This is a genomic window from Phyllobacterium trifolii, assembly GCF_014192095.1.
Classification (GTDB): Bacteria; Pseudomonadota; Alphaproteobacteria; order Rhizobiales; family Rhizobiaceae; genus Phyllobacterium; species Phyllobacterium trifolii.
Map to the genome: position 1 here is coordinate 321,711 of NZ_JACHXN010000003.1, position 24,953 is coordinate 346,663.

Genomic DNA, 24,953 nt, shown 5'->3' on the forward strand with positions numbered 1-24,953 from the left:
TTCACAATGAATCCAGCAAGGTATCGATGAGTTTCTCGGCAGCCTCGCCGATTACAGTGCCGGGCGGGAAAATAGCCGTTGCACCTGCCTTGAGGATTGCATCGAAGTCCTGCGGCGGTATGACACCGCCAACGATAATAAGAGTATCTTCCCGCTCGCGGCGTTTCAGCGCCTGCTTAAGCTCCGGTACAAGTGTGAGATGTCCAGCTGCCAGCGATGATACCCCAACGATATCGACGTTGCTCTCGATGGCGAGGTCGGCAACTTCTTCAGGCGTCTGGAACATGGCGCCAACAATGACCTCGAATCCGAGATCACCGAAGGCAGTTGCTATGACCTTCTGGCCGCGATCGTGGCCGTCCTGGCCCATCTTTGCGACAAGAATACGAGGCTTCCTCCCCGTGCGTTTTTCGTAAGCAGCCGCTTTGGCTTCAACGCGGTCTATGACTTCGTTCTTCCCGGCCTCCTTACGGTACACACCGGAAATCGTGTGGATGTTGGCTACATGCCGCCCATAGGCCTTCTCCAGCGCCAACGAGATCTCGCCGACCGTTGCGCGCGCCCGCGCTGCCTGGATCGCCAGGTCGAGCAGATTGCCTTTGCCCGCCTTCGCTGCTGCCGTCAGCGCAGACAAGGCTGCATCGACCGCGGCAACGTTGCGTGTTCCCTTCAGCTGCTGCAGCTTGGAAAGCTGGCGTGCGCGCACTTCCGCGTTGTCGACTTTCAGCACGTCGACTTCCATATCCTCGCTCGGGCGATAGGAGTTGACGCCGATGACCGGTTGCCGGCCGCTGTCGATACGTGCCTGTGTGCGGGCGGCGGCGGCTTCGATGCGCATCTTCGGAATGCCCTGTTCGATGGCCTTGGCCATGCCGCCCAGCGCTTCGACCTCGTCGATGTGGGCGAGGGCACGGGCGGCAAGGTCATGCGTGAGCCGCTCGACATAAAATGAGCCGCCCCAGGGATCGATTGCGCGCGTCGTGCCGGACTCCTTTTGCAAGACCAGCTGTGTGCTGCGGGCAATGTGAGCCGAGTGATCGGTTGGAAGAGCCAGCGCTTCGTCGAACGAATTCGTGTGCAGTGACTGGGTATGCCCCTGTGTCGAAGCCATGGCCTCGATCATGGTACGTACTATGTTATTGTAAGGGTCCTGTGCTGTCAGCGACCAGCCCGAGGTTTGCGAATGGGTGCGCAGCGAGAGCGAACGCTCGTCCTTCGGATTGAAGTTCTTCTTCATCAACGCGGCCCAAAGCAGGCGCGCGGCACGCAGCTTCGCGACTTCCATGAAGAAATTCATGCCGATCGCCCAGAAGAAGGAGAGGCGCGGTGCAAAACTATCGATGTCCTGACCAGCTGCAACGCCCGCGCGCGCATATTCGATGCCGTCAGCGATCGTATACGCGAGCTCAAGGTCGGCGGTCGCCCCTGCTTCCTGCATGTGATACCCGGAAATCGAGATCGAATTGAACTTCGGCATGTTTTCCGACGTGTAGGAAAAGATGTCCGAAACAATCCGCATCGAAGGTTGCGGCGGGTAGATATACGTGTTGCGTACCATGAACTCCTTCAGAATATCGTTCTGAATGGTTCCGGCGAGCTGCTTCTGGCTGACGCCCTGTTCCTCGGCCGCAACGATGTAGAGCGCGAGAATTGGCAGCACTGCCCCGTTCATGGTCATGGAAACGGTCATTTCGCCAAGCGGAATACCGTCGAACAGCTGTTGCATATCGAGAATTGAATCGATGGCGACGCCCGCCATCCCCACGTCGCCTGCGACGCGGGGGTGGTCACTGTCATAACCGCGATGGGTGGCGAGATCAAAGGCAACGGAAAGACCTTTCTGGCCGGCGCCAAGATTGCGCCGGTAAAAGGCATTGGATTCCTCGGCTGTCGAGAAGCCGGCATATTGCCGGATAGTCCAGGGCTGCTGGACATACATCGTCGGGTAGGGACCACGGATGAACGGCGCGGCACCGGGAAAGCTATCGAGGTGCGGCAGCCCGCGCAGCGCCGCATCGCCATAGGAGCGCTTGACCTGGATACCCTCAGGCGTGATCCAGGCTGCGGCCTCCGGCGTTGGGGCGAGGGGCTTCGGCTCTTGCCAATCGATCTTCGTGAAGTCCGGAATTCTCATTTTATTTTGGGGCCTGCAAGGTTTCATCGATGCGCGGGAAGGTTAGCGGTTCGCAATGAACGACGCCATCCGTCGGCAAAGGCATGTGGGGTGCATCAAGCACGGTGACCGGCCGTTCTTGCCGAGCAGGGAAGAGCGTCGTACCCACGATGGCGCGTTTGCCGGAACGGTATTCCTCTGTTCGGGCATTCCGGGCTGCAATGATACGGGCCTGGAACTTGCCATCAACAAGGCTTTGTAGAATGCCGCCATCATGTTCAAGCGCCTGAAATTCCTTCCATGCCGCCTCGCACAGATTCTCCGTCAGACTTTCCACCGCACCTGAACCGCAAGCCGGATCGGCAACGAAGGCCAGCTTGCTTTCTTCCGCAATGACAAGCTGTGTGTTGCGGGCGAGACGCCGTGCAAAGGCATCAGGCAAGCCATGGGCGATCGTATGGGGCAAAACCGCAATCGAATCTGCACCGCCGGCAGCTGCAGCGAAGCCTGCAATCGTGTTACGCAATATATTGGTTTCGGGATCGAGCCTCGTGATCATACGGTACGATGTTTCGGCATGGATCGTTGCCTGCGAGGGGCGCATGCTGCCGCAAGCCTCCTGCAAACGCGCCCACAGACGCCGTAACGCACGGACCTTGGCCATCGAAACGAACTGATCCTGGTCGACCGAAAGTGCAAAACCGATGTGTGGAGCAGCGTAGACGATGGGCTGACGCGCCTCTTCGAACAGCCGGAAATGACCAGTGGTGATGGACAACATCGCACCGAGCTCCTGTGCCTCGGTGGCACCTGCATTGTGATAGACGCGGCCGTCCGCCTCAAGCACGATTCCAGGCAGATCGGATGAGAAAAAGCCCGAAAGCGATTGTGGCAGCGAGGCTTTCAGCGCTGCAAGGCTCATGCGCAGACGGCCTGTCCCCGCCAGAGTGGCGGCGGGATCGATGCCAAGCGAGAAGCTCAGCGTCTTCGGATTGACATCCCGGGGACGCATGTAATCCACGAACCAGTCGGCACAGGCACGGCTTTTCGGATGCACGTCCATGCGCAGATGGATCATGTCGAGATGAACACCGTAGAGCACCTTGTCGACCGCATCACGCGTCGAGGGGAGGCCATAGCCGAAAGCATTCGGGGCGCCCTCGAATACCAGAGCAATGCCGGTGGCTCCGTTTTCCAGTTCCTCCAACAGCTGCCTGTTGGCACGAACCGGATCCGGATCATCGATCCGCTGGACGATATGCCAAGGCTTCGAGGGATTTTTTCGCGGGGTCAGCAGCGCGTTGCGGCGGCGTTCATAGAGAGGTTCGATGGCGATAGCATCGTCTGTCTTCGAGATCAGGGATTCATCGAAATCCACGCCTTTTAGGGCTTTTTGCGCAAGTTTAACCCAGCCATCCCGGTCAATCGGCGCAAATTCAGTTTGCTTGAGCAGTGACGCGTCCATGCTTTCTCCCTGTTGCGCGCATTCTTTTCGCGACTTTAGGAGGAGTCATGCTGCTTCGCAACAAAGCAAAGTGCCGCTGGCGCAACTTATTGAAAACACCCAATTTTTCGTCGTGTCTGGTTTCGGGTGGCTGGAGCGGAGCGGGCGTGAAAGGCTGGTGTCAAGTTTAACGCGAAAGGTCAAAACAATGAACATGCTATTGGGAAAGACGGCCATCGTGACCGGCGCGAGTTCTGGCATCGGTTATGAAACAGCAAGGCTTTTTGCTGCCGAAGGCGCGAATGTCATCGTGGCCGCAAGACGCCAGCGTGAGCTTGACAAGTTGGTCGCGGCGATCGAATCGGACGGTGGAAAAGCCATCGCTCTGGCCGGTGACGTCCGTGATGAAGCCTATGCCAAGTCATTGGTTGAATTGGCGGAAAGCTCCTTTGGCGGGCTTGACATCGCCTTCAACAATGCTGGCACAAATGGAGAAATGGGACCGACGCCGGACGTCTCGTTCGAGGGCTGGAACGAGGCGCTGAACGTCAATCTGACGGGCGCTTTTCTCGGAGCGAAATATCAGATCCCTGCGATGCAGAGACGAGGCGGTGGCTCGCTGATCTTCACTTCGACCTTTGTCGGCCACACGGTGGGAATGCCGGGCACCGCGGCCTATGCCGCCAGCAAGGCAGGAGTCATCGGCCTGATGAAGACGCTCGCCGCAGAGCTTGGTCCACAAGGGATCAGAGTGAATGCGATTCTGCCAGGCGGAACCGCAACCAGCATGGCGGAGGCCTGGGTCGATACGCCGGAGAAGCTTGCTTTTGTTGAGGGATTACATGCGCTTAAGCGACGGGCAGCGCCTGAAGAAATCGCCAGGTCAGTGCTCTATCTCGCGTCCGATGCGTCGAGTTTTACCACGGGCTCGGCAATGCTGGTGGACGGCGGCGTCTCGATCAACCGGACCTGAAAACAAAACCGCGCGCCGAAAAGCGCGCGCTCAGGATCGGCGATGAGGCCGGTTTAAACGAACTGGCTCAGACCCGGAATGGAATTCACCACCTCGTCGACTGGCCCGCTGCCGGCTTTTTCACGAGCAAAAGCAATGGTTTCCTTGGAAATGCCGGTGATTTCGCCCATGCCGAGGCCAATACCCATCAGCTTGGAACCGAGGCCCATGACGCCCGGCATCAGGCCGGAAAGTCCGCCGCCGCTGTTGTTGGCTTCGGCAATGGCAGCTTCAGCGCCGGGAACGCCGGCAATCAACTGGTCAACCTTGTCGGCTGGCGCTTCTTTCTGCAGGAATGCCAGAATGAGACCGACAGCCTTGCGAGCCGTGTCCGGATCGGTACCGACATTGGCGGAAATACGCGCGATAAGTTCATCCATAGTTCTATCTCCCGTCTGATATGAATTACGTTTACGTAATATGCGGGAATATTCCTCCGCACAAGCTCTAAGTCAATTTGGATCATTCTCTCAACCTCGTACAATCAAATTGCAATCGGGCGATGAAATTCCTGCGCCAGATTCGCACTTTCTTGCATGGGAACACGTAAGTCTTGTGCAGGAATCGTATTTTTCTGTTCCATTTGCATTCCGGAATTTGCCGGGCATCGGCAATTTTCCAGAGACGATAAAGCCTTGGCCATTGTCGCGTGGAGTTTGGCTGTTTATACCGTGGATAAAGTGACCGTCGCGACGAGGACGAACGACATGGCCGATGACAGTATTTTCCTTGGTGCAAGCCGCAAGCCCGACGATACCTATCAGCAGGCGGAATCTTTGCTGCTGAAATTCGGCAACCGGCATGGCCTGGTCACTGGCGCAACCGGTACGGGTAAGACGGTCACGCTACAAGTACTGGCTGAAGGCTTTTCGAAAGCTGGCGTTCCGGTTTTCTGCGCCGACATCAAAGGCGATCTTTCGGGCATCGGCGCCAAGGGCGACGACAAGGATTTTCTCGTCAAGCGCGCCGCCGACGTCAAACTCGATCCTTACGAGCATTCTGCCTCACCGGTGATCTTCTGGGATATTTTCGGCGAGCAGGGACACCCGATCCGCGCCACCATTTCGGAAATGGGTCCCTTGCTGCTCTCGCGCCTGATGAACCTGACGGAAGCGCAGGAAGGCGTCTTGAACATTGCCTTCAAGATCGCCGACGAGGAGGGGCTGCTCCTCCTCGACATGAAGGATCTGCAGTCGCTGCTGGTCAATATCGCGGAACGTGCCGAAGAAATCTCTGCCCGCTATGGCAATGTCACGAAGCCTTCGGTCGGTGCGATCCAGCGCTCGCTCCTGGTGCTGGAACAACAGGGCGGCACGAAATTCTTCGGCGAACCGGCGCTGAAGATCGCTGACATCATGCGCACGGACACAAATGGCCGCGGTCTGGTCAGCGTCCTTGCGGCCGACAAGCTGATGATGAACCCGCGGCTCTATTCGACGTTCCTGCTCTGGCTGTTGTCGGAACTTTTCGAAGAGCTGCCGGAAATCGGCGATCCGGAAAAGCCGCGCCTGGTCTTCTTCTTCGACGAGGCGCACCTGCTCTTCAACGAAGCGCCGAAAGCGTTGCTGACCCGCGTCGAGCAGGTGGTGCGCCTGATCCGCTCCAAGGGCGTCGGCGTGTTCTTCATTTCGCAAAACCCGCTGGATGTGCCGGAAACGGTGCTGGCGCAGCTCGGCAACCGCGTGCAACATGCGCTGCGGGCCTACACGCCGCGCGAGCAGAATGCGGTGAAGACCGCAGCCGACACCTTCCGTGCCAATCCGACCTTCAATACGTTCGAAGCGATCACCAATCTTGCCACCGGCGAGGCGCTGGTTTCGACGCTGGCCGACAAGGGCGTTCCCTCCATGGTGCAGCGGACATTGATCCGCCCGCCGGCAGGACGCATCGGGCCGCTGACCAGCGACGAGCGTCAGACACTGATCAATGCGAGCCCGGTCGCTGGCCTCTATGACGAGATGGTCGACCGCGAATCCGCCTATGAGCTTTTGCAGAAGAAGGCGGCGCAGACAAAGACCGAAGCGGAGGCGGCGCAGGAGGCCAGTGCCGATAGCACGGGCGGTTGGCGGCTGCCCGATTTCCTCGGCGGCGAACCGAAGACCGGCCCGCGTGGAGGCCAGGTGAGAGGCCGCCAGACCGTGGCGGAAGCGGCGATGAAATCCGTCGTCCGCTCCGTCGGGGGGTCGCTGGGCCGCGCGCTGGTGCGCGGGATATTGGGTAGCCTGAGCCGACGGTGAGCGCCGGTCTGCAATTTTCACGATTAGACTGTCAATCTAACAACCTGAAATTGTGTGTTTTTTTGCAACATGCATATTAATTAACCGTGCCTCGAATTCAGGCAGTTGACACAACGGCATACAACCGCAAAATCTGCCAGCTATTATTGCACTTCATATTGCCTGATTTTTTAAAGGACGCTTTTCATGTATGCATTTTCAGGGGCGGATTCCGCCCGTTCTCCGCTATCGCCTTCATTTCACCGCGCCCGACGCAAACTGCTTTCGTTTGTGTCAGTAGCTGCGATCGCTATCGCATTGCCAACAGTTCCCGCCTTGGCGCAGGAGGCGGGCAAGTATTTCAACGCGGACGGCTCTCGCACAAGCGATCTTGCCGCAGCCATGCACAGCTGGCGCGACGATCCGGAACTCAAGGGAACATGGGGATTCGCAGCCATCAATGCTGAAGCTGCATTTGCGCGCGGTATCACTGGCAAGGGCATTCTTATCGGCCTCCTTGATAGCGGCACGAAGGTAAGTCATCCCGAATTCAGGGACAAGAACATCACGGTTCTCAGCTATACGGGCACTTATGCCGACGGAACACCGTTCGACATTCGCGGCGATGATCCAAAGGATGGGCACGGCACAAAAATGGCCGGGCTTCTTGGCGCAGCGCGTGACCATACTGGCATGATGGGCCTGGCCTACAGCGCGGATCTCGTGATCGGCAGCACTGGGCTCGACGATAGCCACGATCTGGAATATGCGACGAGGCCATACGAATATTTCAAGCTTGTGCAGGAAGGGCTGGTCAAATCCGGTGTGCGCATCATCAGTAACAGCTGGGGCCAATCACCGGGAGTTACAGGCGGTTTTGACTATCTCAACGGGTTTTATTCCCGTGCGCCCAAGCCTTCCTATCTGGATGCGATGGCCGATGCCGCAAATGCTGGTGTGATCCAGGTTGTCGCTGGCTATAATGAGGGAACAGCCAATCCCGCAATTACGCCGATACTGCCCTACTACCGGCCAGAGCTCGAAAAGAACTGGATCGCCGTTTGCCAATTTGGAGAGTCCCGAGGAACTGGGCGCCAGCAACAAATGCGGTGCAGCCAAATACTGGTGTATTTCCGCACCGGCAGTGGCTCGATAAGCACGTATCTCGATGATGGGTATGCCAGTTCTGGCGGCACATCGTCAGCGACACCCCATGCTTCCGCGACGCTGGCTTTGCTGATGCAGCGTTTTCCGGGCCTCGGCAATAATGAAATTCGTCAGACCATGCTTACTACAGCAACGGACATAGGCGAGGCGGGCGTCGACGCCAAGTTTGGCTGGGGCCGCATCGATATCGCCAAGGCCATGGATGGCCCGGCGCAGTTCCTGTCGCGGTTCAACGCCAATCTGGGAGAGGGCGTTACCGACACATGGTCCAACGATATTTCGCAAGTCGCGCTCGACCAGCGGCAAAAGGAGGAGCAGCAGGAGGTAACGGCGTGGAGTGCCAGAAAGACCGCTCTCGGTTTGAACCACGGGATTCCCGCCAATCTGGTCGAGACACTTGCCGGCACTCTCGTCAATGATGTACCGGAAGGCAAACAACTGCTCGAGGCAGCGATCGCAGCCAATATAGAGGAAAACTTCGAAGACGAGAAATTGCAAGCCGCGTTGGCCGCTGCCAAAGCCGACCCCGTGGCGTCCGTATTGCTCGCGCTCTATGCAAAGTCCCATCCCCGATGGACACGGCGTCGGAGCACTGAAACAGACTATGCCGATTTCATTGCCCGCTACACAGATGATCTGGCTACCGCAAGGTTGATTGCTCAGCCGGCGGCAGAGGCTATCAAATCCGAATTCGCGTCCACTGAATCCCGCACCGCCTATCTCGCAACCAAGACCTATGACGCCGGGCTCACCAAATCCGGATCGGGCACGCTGACGCTTGCCGGCACGAACACCTATCGCGGCGATACGATCGTCGATGGCGGCAAGCTTGCCATTGCTGAGGGCGGTTCGATCACCTCGAACGCTGTTGTCAATTACACTGGTCGGCTTTCGATCGATGGCACGGCAGCCAATGCGACGATCAACCAAGGCGGCGAATTGCGCGTCAACCAGACCGGCAAAACTGGCGATCTGACCTTGAATGGCGGCTTTGCCGCTGTCTATGGCATGACCGGCAATGCGACGGTCAATGCTGGCGGCGAGCTTGGTGGCAAGGGCGGCTCGGTCGCCAGCCTTGTCGTCAACCGGGACGGTTTGGTTTCGCCTGCGGGTCAGTTCCATACGCAGGAGCAGGATGATGGCCTGGTCAAATCCTGGCCGCCCCATGGCACGGAAATCGGCGTTCTGACCGTTACGGGCGATGCGACCTTTCATCCGGGAAGCCTCTTGAATATCGGGATCATGTGGGACGCGAGCGGCGCCGACCTGCTCAAAGTCGATGGAACCGCAAACCTGCTGGGCGGCATCGTTGCCGTGCGCCTTGAAAATAAGGTGGCGCTCCTGAGTCAGAAAACGATTGAAGGGTTTTTCCTGGACAAGTCGTATGAGGTCCTGAACGCCGGAAAAGGCGTCACGGGCAGGTTTGACAGTGTATTGCCGCAGTATAATTACGTGACAGCGGAGTTGCACTACAGCGATGCGAACAAAGTCACCCTCGGCTTCGGCCTGACTGATGCAGGGCGGGACGAACGGGACCGGCTGGCGAAGGAAGGAAAAGATGCACAGGATCGGCTGGCGCGCGAAGAAGCACTGCGCTTGCTGAAAGAGCGCGTCAAAAACCTCGTTCTCGTCGATGCGAAGACGCCGAACCAGATCGCCATCGGCGGCGCAATCAAGGAGCTTGAACTCGGCAACCCGCTGCTCAACACGGTGCTGTTCTCGGTAATCGGCGAAGTCTTGCCCTATGATAATCTCTCGGGTGAAGCCCATGCGACGCTTTCCGGCGTGCTTGCCAAGGATGCAAACGTGATCGGCAATGCGGCGCAAAACCGTATCCGCGCTGCCTTCGACGGGGTCACCGTCAAGGAGCAGGCGGTGATAGCGTCACCGCTGGCTTACGCTCCGTCGAAGAAAGCCAGAGCAAGTGATGCCTTTGACGCACATCCTGAGCTTGCCGAAGGAGCCCCGGCACCAGCCACGACCGCCCTGTGGGGCGAGGCTTATGGCGGATGGGCGCATGCGGGCGGGGACAGCAATGCGGCGGGCTATAGCCGTAATACCGGCGGCTTCGTCACCGGGCTCGACGGTGTGATCGTGGATGATTGGCGCATGGGTGTGCTGGCCGGTTATGGCAACACCTCGCTCGATAGCCGAGCTTCGAATGCCTCGGTCGACAGCTATTCTATCGGGCTTTACGGCGGTACCGCGTGGGACAATCTGCGCTTGAGCCTTGGCACGGCCCTTACCCAAAATGAGATCTCTACGGACCGCACGGCGGTGTTCGGCAATCTTCTCAACAGACACAGCGCTTCCTACGATGCGAAGACCGTGCAGGTATTCGGCGAGCTCGGCTATGCGGTCAAAACGGCTTATGCCGATTTCGAGCCCTTCGCCGCGGCAAGCTACGTGCATCTGAAGAGCGACGGCTTTCAAGAAAGCGGCGGGATCAGCAATCTGACCGGGCTTGGCGGGACGAGCGACCTGACGACGACACTCGGCCTTCGGGCATCGCATGACTTTGCTTATGGCGACACGATCAGCCTGACGGCGCGAGGACTGCTTGGCTGGAGCCATGCCTTCGGCGATGTGACGCCGGAGCAGCGCTTGGCCTTTGCCGGTGGCCAGCCCTTTGACGTCAAAGGCCTGCCGGTCGCGCAAGATATGGGCATCGTCGAGGCGGGGTTCGACTTCATCCTGAGCCCGTCGAAGGGGGGATTCGGCAGGAACACCACGCTCGGCCTGACCTATAACGGGCAGTTTTCGGACAGCGCCAGCGACAATGCGGTAAAAGCCGATCTGACGGTAAGGTTCTAGAGCGATGGAGGCACTCATCCAGTAAAATCGCCGGCTGTGCCGGCGCGTCTTGGCAGCGCCTGCGGGAACCGGTGTCGGACGTGCTTTCTCGCATTGGCGATATTGTCTCGACAGCCGAGGCCTTTGATCCGTCGACATCACGGCGGCGTTTTACGATTGGCGCACCGGATGGTGTCTCGGCAGTGTTACTGCCGCCGCTGCTCGATGCTCTCCGATCATTGGCCCCCCGCATCGATCTTGGCGTACGACAGCTTCTACCGCCCAACAGGGCAAGGGGCCTTCAAACCGCTTGGGAGCCGGTGCTCGATGAGCTTGAAGCCGGCAGTCTTGATATTGCAATCGTGCCGCTTCAATCGGTACCCGCCCGCTTTGTGATGTCGACCCTCTACGAAGAGAGTTTCGTGATCGTGACGAGGGCAGGACATGGTTATCCCAAAGATCCCTCCCTCGATCAGTACTGCGATATGCAGCATATCGTTGTATCGCTTACAGGCGACAGTCACGGCATGTTTGACGATTATCTCGCTGCGCTTGGCCGTTCACGCAGGGTAGCTCTGACTGTACCAAACTTCATGCAGGCGATGCTGATGCTGTCCGGGACGAATTTCGCGACTGCAGTACCCCGACGCCTGGCGGAGGCGTATGCAGGGCGGCTCGACCTTGAGATTGCCGAGATTCCTCTAGGACGCCCGCCCGATCAGATTCTCGCCGTCGCGACCAAGGCGGCAATGATGGACAGGGGTGTCGCCTGGCTTTTTGGCGTGGTTGAGAAAACGGCGCGGTGTCGTCAAATGTAGTTCGGGCAGCATCGCTAGGCTGGGGTGGTTTGCGCTTGCTGCCTTTTGGACGCGGTTAATCCAAAACGATCCAGGTGGGAGCGTGGTCGCTTGCGTGGTCCCAGCCCCTGACGTGACGATCGACATCAGCGCTGCTCAATCGATCGGCGATTGAAGGACTGAGCAGGAAGTGGTCGAGGCGCAGGCCGGCATTGCGGCCCCAGGCGTTTCTGAAATAGTCCCAGAACGTGTAGATTTTCTCGTCGGGATGCAGGTGGCGAATGGCATCGGTCCACCCTTGCGCAACAAGTTTCGCGAAGGCCTCTCTGACTTCGGGGCGGAAAAGCGCGTCGTCGGTCCAGCGCTCGGGCTTGTAAACATCCAGATCCGTCGGCATCACATTATAATCGCCGGCAAGCACAATGGGCGCGCCTGTCGCAAGCAGTTCCTGAGCGCGTTGCGAAAGGCGGTCGTACCAGCGCAGCTTGTAATCGAATTTGGGGCCCGGTGACGGATTTCCGTTCGGAACATACATGCATCCGATCAGGACACCATTCACGGCCGCTTCGATGTAGCGGCTATGGCTATCGTCCGGTTCTCCGGGCAGGCCGCGTGTGGTCTCGATAGGCTCGGTGCCCTTGGCAAGAATGGCAACGCCGTTCCAGCTCTTCTGTCCGTGCCAGATCGCACCATATCCGGCGGCGCGGATCGCTCGCTCCGGGAATTTTTCCTGAGGCGCCTTGAGCTCCTGCAAGCACACGACATCCGGCTCAGCTTCTGCAAGCCATCGCAAGAGCAAGGCGAGCCGGCCGTTGATGCCGTTTACGTTGAATGTGGCAATCTTCATCAAGAGCGGGCTCTGAGCCGGAAACGTTTCTGATAGTTGCATCGAGTCGTTGCCTGCATCATGAGATAAAGCCGGGCGCAATGGAAGCTGCGCCCGACTGGTCACGTCAAATCACAGAGCGCCTGACGTTCCTCAAGCCTGCTTGGCCCGCCATACGATATCGCTGACATTGAGCTTCTTCGGCACGATCTTGAGGTCAAAGAACTCATCGGCCAATGCCTGCTGATAGGCAATGGCTTCCGGTGTAACGCCAGCCACCCTGCCAAGATCCGCTCCCTCGCGCGTCAGGACAACCTTCTGGATATCCTCCGGCACGCCGGTTATCTTCGCAAGGATCCGAACCGTCTCGTCAAGATTGTCTTGCGCTGACCGGCCGACAAGCGTCAGCTCATCGAGGACATCCGCCAGAACATCCCCATGCGAAGCAGCAAACTCGCCATTGCTGAGAAAAAACGACCAGGACTCGACGATGCCTTTCCCCGTTGCCAGCACCCGCGCTTCCGGACGCTTCTCGGCCACGGCAAAATAGGGATCCCAGATTGTCCAGGCGTCGATCTGACCTGCAGTGAAGGCAGCGGCCGCGTCGGGAGGGGAAAGGTCGGATGCAACGATATCAGTCACGGACAGCCCGGCCGTCCGCAAAGCTTTGACCGTGAAATTGTGGGCGCTGGAACCACGTTTGAAGGCGACGCGCTTGCCCTTGAGATCGGCTATGGACTGCAATGGTGAATCCTTGTGGACCAGAATGGCCGAACCCGCCGGTGGGCCCCGATAGGTTCCGGCATAGACCAGATTTCCGCCCGCCGCCTGCGCGAAAAGCGGAGGCACATCGCCTGTCGGGCCGAAGTCGATAGCCCCGGCGCCGAGTGCCTCGAGGAGCGGGGGACCGGAAGAGAATTCCGACCAGCTGACATCGATGCCGCGCTGTTCGAAACGTTTTTCCAACGCGCCGTTGCCTTTGGCCAGTGCCAGGACGCCATTTTTCTGCCAGCCGATGCGGAGTGTTTTTGGCGATTCCGAAGCTCCATGTGCTGCGAAGGGCAACGTCGTTGCAGCGGCGGCAGCACCGAGAAAAGCGAGAGTTTGTCTGCGATTGATCATGCGAGGCATCCCTTTCCAATAACGTTGGCTCCGACAAAGGATGGCGCAATGGATCAGCGTCGGCGACGTCAGAACGTGCGAACAATCGCGGGGATGGGGAAAATCATGCCTGTTTTGGCGTAGGCGGCGAAATCACTTCGCCGCCGGAAACCCATTCGGATGCGCGGGCACAGCCTTGAGATAGGCGGCTATTGCGTCACGATCCGCAGGCTCGAGATGCGCCATATTGAGGACCACATCCGTCATCGAGCCGCCGAGCGAGTCGAAATCCGGCGTGAAACCGCTCTCCAGCGCATAGGAAATGTCCTTTTCGGACCAGGAATCAATGCCGCCTTCGCCGCCGGTGATGTTCGGGATGACGCCCTTGCCCTCCGGCGCCTTGGCGCCCGCCAGCCATTGCGTGTTGTCCGGCCCACCAATGACATCGCGGGGAGTATGGCATTCGCCGCAATGGCCCGGGCCTTCCGCCAGATATTGCCCGCGCTTGATCACATCGGTGGCATTGGCCAGCGTGAGGACCGGCTGCGGCGAAAGGAAAAGCCGCTTCCACAGACCAATGCCGCGCCGGATGTTGAAAGGAAAACCTAGCTTGTGCGGCCCGGCGACATTGTCGGACTGCGGCAGGGTCTTCAGGAAAGCGTAGAGATCGGCAATATCCTGCACCTGCATGCGCGCGTAGGATGTATACGGGAAGGCCGGATAAAAATGCCTGCCATCTGGCGAGACGCCTTCCATCATCGCATTGGCGAGATCGGAGAAGGACCAGTCGCCGATGCCTTGCTTCGATGGGGAAATGTTTGGCGTTACGAAGGTGCCGAACGGCGTGACGAGGTTGACACCGCCCGCCAGCACCAGCCGTGCATCGCCCTTGGCACCCGGGGCTGCATGGCAGGAGGCGCAGCCTCCTTGCCAGAAGATGCCCATGCCACGTTGTGGATCACCGGGAGCTACCGCGGCAAGCTTTGCCGGATCGACATGGGAGGGTGCCGAGAGCAGCCAGAACCCGGCCCCGCCAATCAGTGCCAGAATGATGATGAGCAATGCGAGCTTGCGCATCATCCTTTTACCTAGTCTTTCTTGATGCGGAATGCCTTGTGGCAGGAAGCGCAATTCTCGGCTACCTGGTTGAAGACGACCTTGAAGCTATCGAGGTCCGTCGGGTTGGCTTCGGCTGCCGCGGCTGCGTCTTTCTGGTATTTCGCTACGGCGGCGACAAAGCCGGCATTGTCTTCCCAGATCTTTGGCGAAACGGTGGTCTTGCCCTGGTCCGAGCCCGCTGGGAACAGCGTCGCCACATCGATCTTCTGCGCATCCTCGTTCAGGTGTACCAGCGCGGCCTTTACCGCATCGGCGTCGAACGGCTTTTCGCCTTTGATGATCGGCGTGATGCTGCCGACGGTCTTGCCCTGATCCTTCATGAGCGCCTGGCGGTCAGCGAGCGCATCGGCGCTTGCCGGTGCCGAAAGTGCGATGGCAAGCAAAGGCGCCGCAGCAAACGAAATCAGTCTGTTCATGGGTGTCTCCGACTCTTGTGGCTAAAGTATTGTGGCTTCAAGGGCTTCCGGTGGGCACTCTAGATTATACATTGCGAAAAGCACGCGGTCGTTTCGATCACATTTTCGTTTGTCAGCAGTTAGGGCCTATCGGTATTCACGCTCTGACGGCCTGCAAATGGCGTTTTTCCGCGCTCCGGTGCTCACGTACCTTGAAGTACGCTGCGCTCCGATGCTCGAAAACCACCATTTTCGCCGCGTCATAGCATGAATCTCAACAACCCCTAAAGCAAAAAGCCCCGGCGTCAGACGCCGGGGCTGGTCATGTTGTCAGAACTGTAAATAGATCCCGCTCCTGCGGTAACGGTAAGGGTCATCCCAGGTTCGATAGTATGGGCGATCACGGTAGTAGGGGCGGCGGTAATACCGGTCACCATAGTACCTGCGATCCCAGCGGCGATGATGCCTGCGTTCCCAACCGTAGTGCCTGCGGTCCCAGCGGCGATGATGCCGGCGGTCCCACCGGTCACGATGGCGGACGGTTTCGACATTTGGGTTCTGAGCAGCCTTCGAGGTCTCGACTGGCTGCTGAATGGTCATAGGCGCGGCGCTGGCCGTTTCGACTGGTACAAGTGTCCCGATCGACACCAAAACCGCGCTTAGGGCTGAAATCAACTTTCTCATTGTACCTCCAGTGAAAGCCCCCGCTTTTGCCAAAGGCTTTCAACACTTAAACGTCCCTGAGATATTAGACATAAGTCCAATTCTCTGAACCTTGGATGAATAACGGTCAGCAATGGGGCAGGGATCAAAAAGGGGCGATCACTTTTGAGAACGTGTTGTTCCAATGCGTGAAAAAGCACGCATATCCGGGCGGTTCGTTCGCGATTCTGCGGCCGCCGGAGCGTCCAAATGGTCTCCGGGCAGTGTGCAATGAAGATGCCGGTCATCATCAACTGATAACCGGCCCATATGTTTGTATGTTCTGTCTTATGCGTGTTTGTAGACGGGCTTTCCATGATGCTTGTGCCATGCATGATGCTTTGGATGATGCACGACGTGATGATGATGATGATGATGATAGACGCGGTGGTGCCTGTGATGGATCGGTTCAGCAGCGCTTGCACTCGTGGCAAGCACTGGTGCGGAGACGGCGAGGGCGATAGCGAGGCCGAGAGCTGAGTAAAGAGACGTTTTCATATCCTTGGGTTTCCTTTGGTGGGTAACAGAGGAGGAGGGACTGCAACGCGCAGGTGTAGAATCGTTCCACCTGCCTCTTTATCCGATGCGGATGTTTCGGCGCTATTTCCCGCATGTGGTGTTTCGTTTCTGAAATGTTTCTCAAATAGGGCGGGGGATTCGTTACTGCAGCAATGGATTGGTCACACGTTTTTCGAAGTGATGAATGCAAAGCGGCCCCGCCAATGACGGGGCCACTTCTGTGCAACAAGCGACAATTGCCGCCAGGATAGTTATGGGAGAATTAGCGCCCACCCGCCTCGCTTGTCGCATGGTCCTGCGTAAAGGTCCGGCGTAGATGCACGACCTTGGCGGCAGCATTCTCAATATATTCTGTGGGGCAGCGCAGCATTTCATCTCTGATGCACCGTTCGACTTCCCTTGCTGTCTCGAGACGCTTATCGAGCAGCTCGGTGTCGACGCCTGCTGCCTTGAGTCTGGTGCATGAAAGAACAAGTCGAGCGACTTCAGCCCGAGCCTGTTCATGATAATCAATGGCGATCATCAATAGAATCTTTTCCATCTTGGCCTCCGTGGAGTTGTCGTTAATGGCAGGGGGCGTCGATAGTCGCGGCGCTTGAAAAATGGGGTTTGCTTTCATCCCGGCGTCTTGACGCGAATCGCTGGCGGGCGAAAGTGACAGCGCTGTCCCCATGGTCGGGGGACAAATCAGGACAATGAATTGAATTCACGTCGTTAAATAATAGATCGATTCCCATATAAATGTTCCAATAAAATAAACAAAATAAACTCTGCGCGACGCTTTCGCGTCAAAATATACCTTAATATGCTCCGGTTCGCCGGCCTCTACACTTTGATATTACAGTGGTTATAGTTTGAATAGTGTGTTTCATATCAAGTCGTCAGGATGAATGCCCTGCTACGTGATGGTTAACAATAAGTCAATCGCAATCGGTACCGTTTCGCACGACACGTCTCGCGACGAAAGTGACGGCGCTGTCCCTATTTGCACGAAGCCGAATCGGGCTACAAAAAGTACTTTGAATTAAAGCACTTATTTTGAAAGTTTTTTTTTGACAACAAAGCATTCATTACAGGACGTATTAATCGTCGAAGACCAGCATTTGATGCGCCTCGCACTTGTGCATGAATTGCAAGCCGCGATTCCTGCCTGTGTCGTCCACGCCGCCGCAACGATCGCCACAGCGCTGGAGCTGATCGAGGCCAATCAGTTTGCACTTATTCTCATCGATCCCGGGCTGCCAGGCTACGATCCCCGGTCCGAGATGGATCGACTGAAGACTATAAGCACCGTGGTTGAACGAACGCCCGCTGCGATACACATCGTTATTACCGGCGCCGAGAGTGCACAGGAGTGGGAAGAGGTCCGGACTATTGGCGTAGCCGGCTACATTGCCAAAAACAGCCTCAAGCCCGGCACCATGACGGCGATTCTGCAGTCGATAGCAGATCATGGATGTTGTGTCGGCTTGATGCACGAGACCAGCATGTCGCCGGAAGTCTACCACGCGGTGCTCTCTCCAAGGGAACAGGAGCTTGTCCAGTGGATGATGCAAAGGCCGGCAAATATCAGCCGCAAGGCGATCTACGATCAGCTTGGCGAGCATCTCAATATCGATGCGGCCTCTGCGGAGCGCTATTACAAGCGCGCCCGGGCCAAACTTTTGAAGTTCGGCCAGTTGCCGGAATCACTGTAGTGTGGCTTATTCTTACCTGTTATTTCGATATTTGATTTTTATCAGTCTATTTCAGCACCGGCTCGCAGTCGCCGTCATAGTCAGAATGCGGACCGGTTTGGGTGCATTTTTATGAAAGATTTTTTTAAAGTCATTTTGTGGTTGGCCCTGCTTGGACATCCCACCATTGCGAGATCCCAATCTCCTGATCCGAACATTCTGACGATTGAACAGGCAACTGGAAAAACCGCGACATATACGGAAAAGCAGCTGCGCAGCGGGTTTGATCTGCACGAGCGAACAACGGCGACACCCTGGAGCAAAAAAGGCCAAAAGACGATCTTTCGCGGCCCTCTGCTCAAAGACATACTCGCCAGGAGCCACCTTGCTGATGTCAAAGAATTCGAAGTTGTCGCTTATAATGACTTCATCGCAAGGGTGACGAGCAAAGAGATCGATGCTTTTTCACCCATGGTGGCCATCGAACAGCAGTGCGCCGAAGAGGACAGGGCAAGCGGTCTTTGTAAGGATGGCCAATTGTACAGGCCGCTATCGATCGACGATGGCGGGCCATTTTATCTGGTCTGGCCGCTCGACGATCTTCCCTCCTCCTACATTCTAAGCCGCAAGTCCATTTGGGTGTGGTTTGTCGTAAATGTGCGTCCCAGCCGATGAGGTGCGCGATACGCCAGATCCTGCCGTACTTCCTCTGTGTAGGTCTCCTCATCTCGTTATGTCTCAGTGTCTGGTCGATTTTGCGCACAGACACCTATAGGCAACAAACAGAAGTCACGCTTAGCCAAGCCTCTGAAATCCGATGGCGATTGGCGCAATCGAGAGAAAAGGCCGCCCGCATAAGCGGCTATCTGGAACTGTCCATGAGCACGGGGAAAAATGACCCCCGATTGTTGCAAGATCTTCGATTGTTGCGATTCAATCTGAAGTTGATAGCAAGCCTCGACTACGCAGCCGCATTCATCAAGCCGCCAAACATGGCCATCCTGCACCATGCAATCGAAGCGATCGACCTTACGGTCGTGCCCGTAGCCATGCATGGCGGGAACTATGAACAGGCCCTCGGATCCATCACGACTGTCGACGGCTATCTTGTTCGCCTGGCCAGCGTGACAGTCGATTATAGCCAGGGTCTGAGTGCGACCGCGCAAATCGCCACCGATGCGGCACACAACATGCTCGTCCTCTTTGGCGCTATTGCAGCGCTCATTCTGAGCATCATCGCCATCTGGCAACACAATAAAATCAGTTGGGAGAAAGATCAGCACATCAGGTCTTTTTCGTTACTCTTCGCCCATATGACCCGAACGCGGGTCGCCGCCTTGCGCCTTTTTCTGGGCTACCTGAACGGGCATTCGGCGCCGCCATCCGAAATGACGAATGCTGCCGTGCGAACAATAGCGGAGCTCGATTCGATCAATGAAGGCTTGATGATGATAGGCCATGCCCGCGCCAAGGTGCCGCCCGCACCACTCGGCCAGATCATCAACAATATAGTCACGAACAGCAAAAACACGCTGAATGTAAACGCCGATGACGAGGTGCGCGCTGTTAATGTTCCCGCATCGCAGTTCCACTTGCTGCTGGACGAACTCGTACTGAATGCTGTCAATGCGGTTGCCGGACGCACCGACCCCATGATCGCCATCACCGGAACCGTGCGACGGCGGTTCCTGCGCCGCTCACAACTGATCCTGACCGTCAGCGACAATGGGGGAGGAATGAGCCCGGATCTCTTGGCCAAGGCAAAACAGCCATTCTTCTCCACCAAAGCCGGCGGACATGTTGGCCTTGGACTCACCAACTGCGTTGAACTCATGAAGACCATGGCAGGGAGGCTGGATATAAGTTCAACGCCCGGCAAGGGAACTTCGGTCAGAATCTACTATTCAATCTGAGAGACCGTTTGGAAACTCTACTGCGGCGGTCATCTGACGTGATTTTCTGCGCTTCCGGTGCTCACGTACTTAAGTACGCTCCGCTCCGGTTCTCGAAAACCACGCCATCTACCTCGCCGCAGCAACTTTCCAAACGGTCTCTGAGCATTCAGGTGTAGGGGCAGTCTCTTTGCGGCCAAGCGCGGCCAGCCACAAATCATCGAGGCATCGGAGTTCGCGGGCGTCGATCTGGTCCAAAAACAGCCAATACTCACCGCTTGGGAAATAATAGCCCAGCGTTCTTTCGCGGATTTCGGCACGCAGCAATTGTGCCTCATCGACCTGCCGCAAGACGCTGTCGATGCGGAGCTGTGCATCTCTCGGCGACCACTCTGCAAGCTCGTCGATATCGACACGTGGAAAAACCAGCCGGCTTGTGTCCAGACGGGAAAGATTGACGCAAATGCAGCCCTGCCGTGCTGCCGAGATCATCAGCCGTCCCGTCTTTGCTTCGAGGCTCTGCAACGTCACATCGGGGCGCAGCGGATCCGCATTGCCATAGCCATAAAAATGCGTTGGCCCCGCCTGGTCGTAGTTCATGTCACAGCCAAGGAATGCGAGTACATCCGGTTTGAGCCTGTGCAAGGCCCAGTAGGCTGACGTCAGGGACATCGTCGCACCCGCATAGACGAAGCCGCCATAGGCATTTTGTGCAGGAACATAATCGGACGCTGTGTGGATCTTACGGTCGCGCGCCAAATCCGGCACGGGCATTGCGCTCTGCGGAAAGTCGCCGGCGTGGACAAGGTAGTTCCAATCGTCGCGCACCCGCCAGGCGTTGTTGATCGCGACGATCGCATCGAACGGCGCACGCTGCCACTCACGCGATCGCACGGCATCCGGTGCGCTGCCAAGAATGAGCACTATTTTGGGAGCTGATGCCGGGCGCATTGGTTTGTTAATGGTCTCATTCCAGGCGAGAATCCAGAACAACCTAGCCCATACCTCCGCATCTGTCTTCTTAACAAATGGTCTCATACGCGGGGTATGGAGGAGAGCCCTTCGGGCATTTGCATCGTCGAATGCAGACTTTGCCGATTGTTTGATCGAACGCAGTTGCGACAATGCAAAATGTACCTATATGGCAACCTTCGATGCAAAAGCGGCAAAGACGGCCGGCATGCGATTAATCGACTAGCTCATAAAAAAGCCCCGCCGAAGCGGGGCCTTTATGTGATTGAGAGGCCGCTTACTTGGCCTTGCCGTAGAGTTCTTCGACATATTCCCAGTTGATCAGATTATCGACGAACGCTTCCAGGTATTTCGGGCGGGCGTTACGATAATCGATGTAATAGGAGTGCTCCCAGACATCGACGCCGAGGATTGGCTTTGCGCCATGAACCAGCGGGTTCTCGCCGTTCGGCGTCTTCGAGATTTCCAGCTTGCCGTCCTTGACGGAGAGCCAGGCCCAGCCGGAGCCGAACTGTGTGGTGCCGGCAGCGATGAAATCGGTGCGGAACTTGTCGTAGCCACCGAGATCGGATTCGATAGCCTTTTCGAGTGCGCCCGGAAGCTTCTTGCCGCCGCCGCCCTTCTTCAGCCAATGCCAGAAATGCAGATGGTTGTAATGCTGGCCGGCATTGTTGAAGAGGCCGGCATTCTTGCCGTAGGACTGCTTGACGATCTCTTCGAGCGAAAGATTTTCGAGACCGGCTTCTGCAGCCAGTTTGTTGCCGTTGTCAACGTAAGCCTTGTGGTGCTTGTCATGATGATATTCGAGCGTTTCGCGCGACATATAGGGTGCGAGCGCATCGTAATCATACGGCAGTGCGGGCAATTCGAAAGCCATGGAAGTCTCCTCTTCGATTCAATTGTGACCGGATTGGTTACCCGGGAGGGGCCCCGGAATGGGATGGTCGCCAATCCTGACAAAACCTGCGTTCGTTACATAGGTCCGTATTTCTTCAGGAGCAATGCGAACCGGATCAATTTTTCAGATCCGGCCAATTCGAGAGCTAAATTTTCGGAGTGGAGTGCGCGTACTCCCAATAAAGCTCCCGGGCTTTTTTGGCGATCGGACCCGGCTGAAGATCGCGGTCTTCAATACGGATAACGGGAACGACCTTCGAATGGTTCCCGGTCGAGAAAATCTCGTCGGCATTGAGGAAATCCTGCACGCTCAATGTCGTCTGCGTTGTGCGGAAACCATAATCGGCGAGCACATCGATCGTGCGCGAACGGGTGATGCCCGAAAGGAATGTTCCATTGGGCGCCGGCGTGAAAATATGGCCGTCCTTGACCATGAAAATATTGGACGTGCCGGTCTCGGCGACATTGCCTAGCATATCGAGCACCAACGCGTTATCGAAACCGCGCGAGCGGGCCTCAAGAATTGCCCTTGCGTTGTTCGGATAGAGACAGCCCGCCTTTGCGTTGGTCGGCATGGTCTCGAACGTCGGGCGGCGGAATGGCGAGACACTGAGCGAAAAACCGCTCGGCTCGATCATCGGCGCTTCATAAAGGCAAAGGCAAAACCGGGTTGAATCCGGATCGGCGGGGACGCCCATATAACCGCCATGCTCGCCCCAGTACATCGGGCGGATATAGACGGCCGCGTTACCGTCGAATTTCTTCAGGCCATCCTTGGCAAGGCCGATGATTTCCTCGGTGCTCATGGTCGGCATCAACCCCATGGCGATCGCCGATGTGTTGACCCGGGCCGCGTGCTTGTCGAGATCGGGCGAAACCCCTTCGAACCAGCGCCCGCCATCGAAGACCGTCGAGGCCAGCCACATCGCATGGCTGCGCGGGCCGATCAGGGGAACATTTCCTTCGTACCAGTCGCCATCGACATAGGTCCATGTCACTGTTTGGGCTTGAGTATTAACCGCCATGATACTGATTCCGTCCCGCTGGTAATTTTTGCCACCTTATCTCCCCCCTTGCGGGGGAGAAAGCGATTTCAGCATCTTAGCCTCTTTGCTAAGTGCTAGAAATCGCAAGAGAGGGGATTTGCTTCACTGAACTACCCCCTCACTTGGATTTTCCAAGGATTTAGCGAAGAGGCTAAATCCAGGAAAATCCTTTCTCTCCCACAAGGGGAGAGAAAACCGGCGTTCTCACAAAGTGTTTATCCGAAGTTGAACGACCAATTCCATTGCGTATGGGCTTTTTGTTGCGGCGCGGCAACAGTCGGCGCGCCGCCTTGTTTGCGCCCTATTGTCAACGGTTAGCCGCCATATTCATTGTGCGTTTAGGCGGCGCAACTTCGCGTTTCCCCATCCCGTCACCAACCTGGTTCAATGATGCAAAACACACTTTCCCGTCGCGGCTTTCTGGCTGCATTGACTGCAACCGCCGCAGCCGGTCTCGCAGGCTGCGCACAGATCCGCGACGACAGGCCAGTCATCCAGGTCGATGACTATGGCAATCCCCTCTCGACGCCGCAAATGGATGTCGACCCGGCTTTCGCTTCGTTTCAATCCATGTATTCGGCACGCGAAGACGATGGCTATCAACTACCGGCAATCCCGATCGAAAAGATGGACAAGCGCTATCTTCGGCAGATCGTGCAGGATCCGACCGGCGAACAGCCGGGGACGATCGTCGTCGATACGACCGACAAGTTCCTGTATCAGGTGCGCGAAGGCGGACAGGCGATCCGCTACGGCGTCGGTATCGGCAAGGAAGGTTTCGCCTGGTCGGGCCGCGCCGTCGTCCAGTGGAAGCGCCACTGGCCGACGTGGACGCCGCCAGATGAGATGGTCGCCCGCCAGCCGGAACTGGTGCAATACAGTGCCAGAAATGGCGGCATGCAGCCGGGACTGAAAAATCCGCTCGGTGCCCGCGCGCTTTACCTCTTCAAGGATGGCGTCGACACGCTCTACCGCCTGCACGGCTCGCCGGAGTGGTGGTCGATCGGCAAGGCCGTGTCATCCGGCTGCGTGCGCCTGATCAACCAGGACATCATCGACCTTTATGACCGTGTGCCGAACAAGACGCCGGTTCTGGTGACATAAGTTTACGCTCGATATCAGATCAAAAAGGCCGGTGGATCGCTCCATCGGCCTTTTTTCTTTGCCGGCTCTATGCCGGAGTGAGGAGCTACGTCTGGCGCTGTGAGCCTCGCGGTAAACCTATCTTTTCTTGCAACTGATCAGCACTGAATTTCCATCGGTATATTTGCTGCGCAAGGTGTAGAGCCAGCCCTGGCACTCCTGCATGGAAGTAAAGCAACGAAAGAACGAGACCGTCGTATTGTCACCGCCCATGGAAAGGATCGGGTTGTCTGTCGTGCCAGTATATTGCCCGAGGATGATCCCGGAGCCGCGCGGCGGCGTGTTGCAGCGCTGACCGGCATATTCGCTGACATTCTTGCGAACCGCCGCCTGCACCTGCGACATATCCGTGAGAGCGAGCACCGGCTGCGCTAGGAAACCAAGGCCGAGTAACAGGGCGAACGCGCTTCTCTTCATCTATAATCTCCGAGGCTATTCAAGAACAAACCAAGCGTCCGAATCCCCCGCGCGGGCGTCGTGTATTTATAGCTCATTTCGACGCGCAGGTAAGTGCGCGGACGCCGCAGCACGGCGAAGTGAAGGTAATGTGAAACGGCTAGCGCCCTGCTGTCAGCACCTTTTGAAAGGTCGGTGACAAGCGGGCGAGATTGTTCCGCAAGCATGCGATACCGCGCCCGCCACCCAAGGCGACCGAGCTGCACAACCTCCGGAAATCAGGGCCGCACGATTGGCGCACGATCATCATCTCCTGACGCGGCGTGAAGGACGGGTTGGGAGCGGCAGCAGCGGGGGCGGTTGCGGCTGGGGCGGTTGCCGTGCCGGTTGAAGATGCTGCCGGCGCTGACTTGCCTCCTCCGAGCGCCGCTAGTGCCGACTGGCAAGCGGCCGAAAGTGACGAGTTATGCTGCTGCAGACAGGTGAGCGCGGCTTTGCCTCCCGGTTGCACACCCGAACATTGCGCCATGAAATCGGATCGGCAGGCGGATTTGATGGCGCTTTGCTGCGCTGCGGTTGGTTGCTGGGCAGCTGCGGCACCGGCGAAAACGCCGGCCATACAAAGCATGGTTATAAACAGGCCGCCTCTGCGGTCTGTACATTTTCTGGTTTCTTCGAACATCGAACCTCTCCCTGGGGAATGCGATCCCAGGGAGAAGTTGACATG

23 protein-coding genes are annotated in these 24,953 nt (G+C 57.3%); 8 read left to right on the top strand and 15 right to left on the bottom strand.

Features of this window, described 5'->3' with window-relative positions; genetic code table 11:
• Nucleotide 1 precedes the first annotated feature (1 nt).
• Complete coding sequence (gene scpA / locus FHS21_RS06655) at nucleotides 2–2,134, bottom strand: methylmalonyl-CoA mutase (protein ID WP_112527471.1); 2,133 nt, start codon at nucleotides 2,132–2,134, stop codon at nucleotides 2–4.
• Between the two features lies 1 nt (nucleotide 2,135).
• Entirely contained in the window at nucleotides 2,136–3,578 is a 1,443-nt protein-coding gene (locus FHS21_RS06660) for a methylmalonyl-CoA mutase family protein (protein ID WP_112527473.1), read from the bottom strand.
• A 187-nt stretch (nucleotides 3,579–3,765) separates the two neighbouring features.
• Here FHS21_RS06660 and FHS21_RS06665 point away from each other — a divergent pair, with 187 nt between their 5' ends.
• Nucleotides 3,766–4,530: an SDR family oxidoreductase gene (locus FHS21_RS06665; RefSeq protein WP_112528075.1), complete on the top strand. Its 765-nt coding sequence runs from the start codon at nucleotides 3,766–3,768 to the stop codon at nucleotides 4,528–4,530.
• A 53-nt stretch (nucleotides 4,531–4,583) separates the two neighbouring features.
• Here FHS21_RS06665 and FHS21_RS06670 read toward each other — a convergent pair whose 3' ends face one another.
• The gene (locus tag FHS21_RS06670) at nucleotides 4,584–4,949 is read right to left on the bottom strand and encodes a DUF2267 domain-containing protein (protein WP_112527475.1); all 366 of its coding nucleotides are present in this window, start codon (nucleotides 4,947–4,949) and stop codon (nucleotides 4,584–4,586) included.
• A gap of 327 nt (nucleotides 4,950–5,276) precedes the next feature.
• On the opposite strand from FHS21_RS06670, the gene FHS21_RS06675 reads away from it, so the two are divergent.
• From FHS21_RS06675 to FHS21_RS06685, 3 genes are all read left to right on the top strand, one after another.
• Nucleotides 5,277–6,806, top strand: a complete 1,530-nt coding sequence (locus FHS21_RS06675; protein ID WP_112527477.1) for a helicase HerA-like C-terminal domain-containing protein — start codon at nucleotides 5,277–5,279, stop codon at nucleotides 6,804–6,806.
• A gap of 186 nt (nucleotides 6,807–6,992) precedes the next feature.
• Nucleotides 6,993–10,766, top strand: a complete 3,774-nt coding sequence (locus FHS21_RS06680) for an autotransporter domain-containing protein (protein WP_183661420.1) — start codon at nucleotides 6,993–6,995, stop codon at nucleotides 10,764–10,766.
• A gap of 80 nt (nucleotides 10,767–10,846) precedes the next feature.
• A complete protein-coding gene (locus FHS21_RS06685) occupies nucleotides 10,847–11,563 on the top strand; it encodes a LysR substrate-binding domain-containing protein (RefSeq protein WP_162701858.1) in 717 nt (238 codons plus the stop codon).
• 55 nt (nucleotides 11,564–11,618) lie between these two features.
• Here the strand turns inward: FHS21_RS06685 and xth are convergent, their stop codons facing one another.
• The 7 genes from xth to FHS21_RS06720 form a co-directional block, all read right to left on the bottom strand.
• On the bottom strand, nucleotides 11,619–12,389 hold the full coding sequence (xth, locus tag FHS21_RS06690) for an exodeoxyribonuclease III (RefSeq protein WP_112528077.1): 771 nt from the start codon (nucleotides 12,387–12,389) through the stop codon (nucleotides 11,619–11,621).
• 132 nt (nucleotides 12,390–12,521) lie between these two features.
• Nucleotides 12,522–13,490 carry an aliphatic sulfonate ABC transporter substrate-binding protein gene (locus FHS21_RS06695; protein ID WP_112527485.1) on the bottom strand — a complete coding sequence of 323 codons (969 nt, stop codon included), beginning with the start codon at nucleotides 13,488–13,490 and terminating at the stop codon, nucleotides 12,522–12,524.
• Between the two features lie 132 nt (nucleotides 13,491–13,622).
• Nucleotides 13,623–14,549, bottom strand: a complete 927-nt coding sequence (locus FHS21_RS06700; protein WP_112527487.1) for a cytochrome c — start codon at nucleotides 14,547–14,549, stop codon at nucleotides 13,623–13,625.
• A gap of 8 nt (nucleotides 14,550–14,557) precedes the next feature.
• Complete coding sequence (locus FHS21_RS06705) at nucleotides 14,558–15,004, bottom strand: c-type cytochrome (protein WP_112527489.1); 447 nt, start codon at nucleotides 15,002–15,004, stop codon at nucleotides 14,558–14,560.
• A 284-nt stretch (nucleotides 15,005–15,288) separates the two neighbouring features.
• Complete coding sequence (locus FHS21_RS06710; RefSeq protein ID WP_162701859.1) at nucleotides 15,289–15,534, bottom strand: hypothetical protein; 246 nt, start codon at nucleotides 15,532–15,534, stop codon at nucleotides 15,289–15,291.
• A 439-nt stretch (nucleotides 15,535–15,973) separates the two neighbouring features.
• The gene (locus FHS21_RS06715; protein WP_183661422.1) at nucleotides 15,974–16,183 is read right to left on the bottom strand and encodes a hypothetical protein; all 210 of its coding nucleotides are present in this window, start codon (nucleotides 16,181–16,183) and stop codon (nucleotides 15,974–15,976) included.
• A gap of 283 nt (nucleotides 16,184–16,466) precedes the next feature.
• On the bottom strand, nucleotides 16,467–16,745 hold the full coding sequence (locus FHS21_RS06720; RefSeq protein ID WP_112551595.1) for a hypothetical protein: 279 nt from the start codon (nucleotides 16,743–16,745) through the stop codon (nucleotides 16,467–16,469).
• A 511-nt stretch (nucleotides 16,746–17,256) separates the two neighbouring features.
• Between FHS21_RS06720 and FHS21_RS06725 the strand changes: the two genes are divergently transcribed.
• The 3 genes from FHS21_RS06725 (at nucleotide 17,257) to FHS21_RS06735 (ending at nucleotide 19,793) form a co-directional block, all read left to right on the top strand.
• The gene (locus tag FHS21_RS06725; RefSeq protein WP_112527497.1) at nucleotides 17,257–17,901 is read left to right on the top strand and encodes a response regulator; all 645 of its coding nucleotides are present in this window, start codon (nucleotides 17,257–17,259) and stop codon (nucleotides 17,899–17,901) included.
• A gap of 111 nt (nucleotides 17,902–18,012) precedes the next feature.
• Nucleotides 18,013–18,555, top strand: coding sequence for a putative pterin-binding protein (locus FHS21_RS06730; protein ID WP_112527499.1), 543 nt, complete (start codon nucleotides 18,013–18,015; stop codon nucleotides 18,553–18,555).
• 203 nt (nucleotides 18,556–18,758) lie between these two features.
• Complete coding sequence (locus tag FHS21_RS06735) at nucleotides 18,759–19,793, top strand: ATP-binding protein (RefSeq protein ID WP_162701860.1); 1,035 nt, start codon at nucleotides 18,759–18,761, stop codon at nucleotides 19,791–19,793.
• Nucleotides 19,794–19,901: 108 nt separating this feature from the next.
• On the opposite strand, the gene FHS21_RS06740 is transcribed toward FHS21_RS06735, so the two are convergent.
• The 3 genes from FHS21_RS06740 to FHS21_RS06750 form a co-directional block, all read right to left on the bottom strand.
• Complete coding sequence (locus tag FHS21_RS06740) at nucleotides 19,902–20,723, bottom strand: hypothetical protein (protein WP_112551597.1); 822 nt, start codon at nucleotides 20,721–20,723, stop codon at nucleotides 19,902–19,904.
• 298 nt (nucleotides 20,724–21,021) lie between these two features.
• Nucleotides 21,022–21,621, bottom strand: coding sequence for a superoxide dismutase (locus FHS21_RS06745; RefSeq protein ID WP_112527507.1), 600 nt, complete (start codon nucleotides 21,619–21,621; stop codon nucleotides 21,022–21,024).
• A 166-nt stretch (nucleotides 21,622–21,787) separates the two neighbouring features.
• On the bottom strand, nucleotides 21,788–22,666 hold the full coding sequence (locus tag FHS21_RS06750; RefSeq protein ID WP_112527509.1) for a branched-chain amino acid aminotransferase: 879 nt from the start codon (nucleotides 22,664–22,666) through the stop codon (nucleotides 21,788–21,790).
• Between the two features lie 411 nt (nucleotides 22,667–23,077).
• On the opposite strand from FHS21_RS06750, the gene FHS21_RS06755 reads away from it, so the two are divergent.
• Nucleotides 23,078–23,791, top strand: coding sequence for a L,D-transpeptidase (locus FHS21_RS06755; RefSeq protein ID WP_112528079.1), 714 nt, complete (start codon nucleotides 23,078–23,080; stop codon nucleotides 23,789–23,791).
• Nucleotides 23,792–23,908: 117 nt separating this feature from the next.
• On the opposite strand, the gene FHS21_RS06760 is transcribed toward FHS21_RS06755, so the two are convergent.
• Together FHS21_RS06760 and FHS21_RS06765 are read right to left on the bottom strand one after the other, a co-directional pair.
• Entirely contained in the window at nucleotides 23,909–24,247 is a 339-nt protein-coding gene (locus tag FHS21_RS06760; protein ID WP_112527511.1) for a metallophosphoesterase, read from the bottom strand.
• A gap of 139 nt (nucleotides 24,248–24,386) precedes the next feature.
• Complete coding sequence (locus FHS21_RS06765; RefSeq protein ID WP_183661426.1) at nucleotides 24,387–24,908, bottom strand: hypothetical protein; 522 nt, start codon at nucleotides 24,906–24,908, stop codon at nucleotides 24,387–24,389.
• Nucleotides 24,909–24,953: the final 45 nt, after the last annotated feature.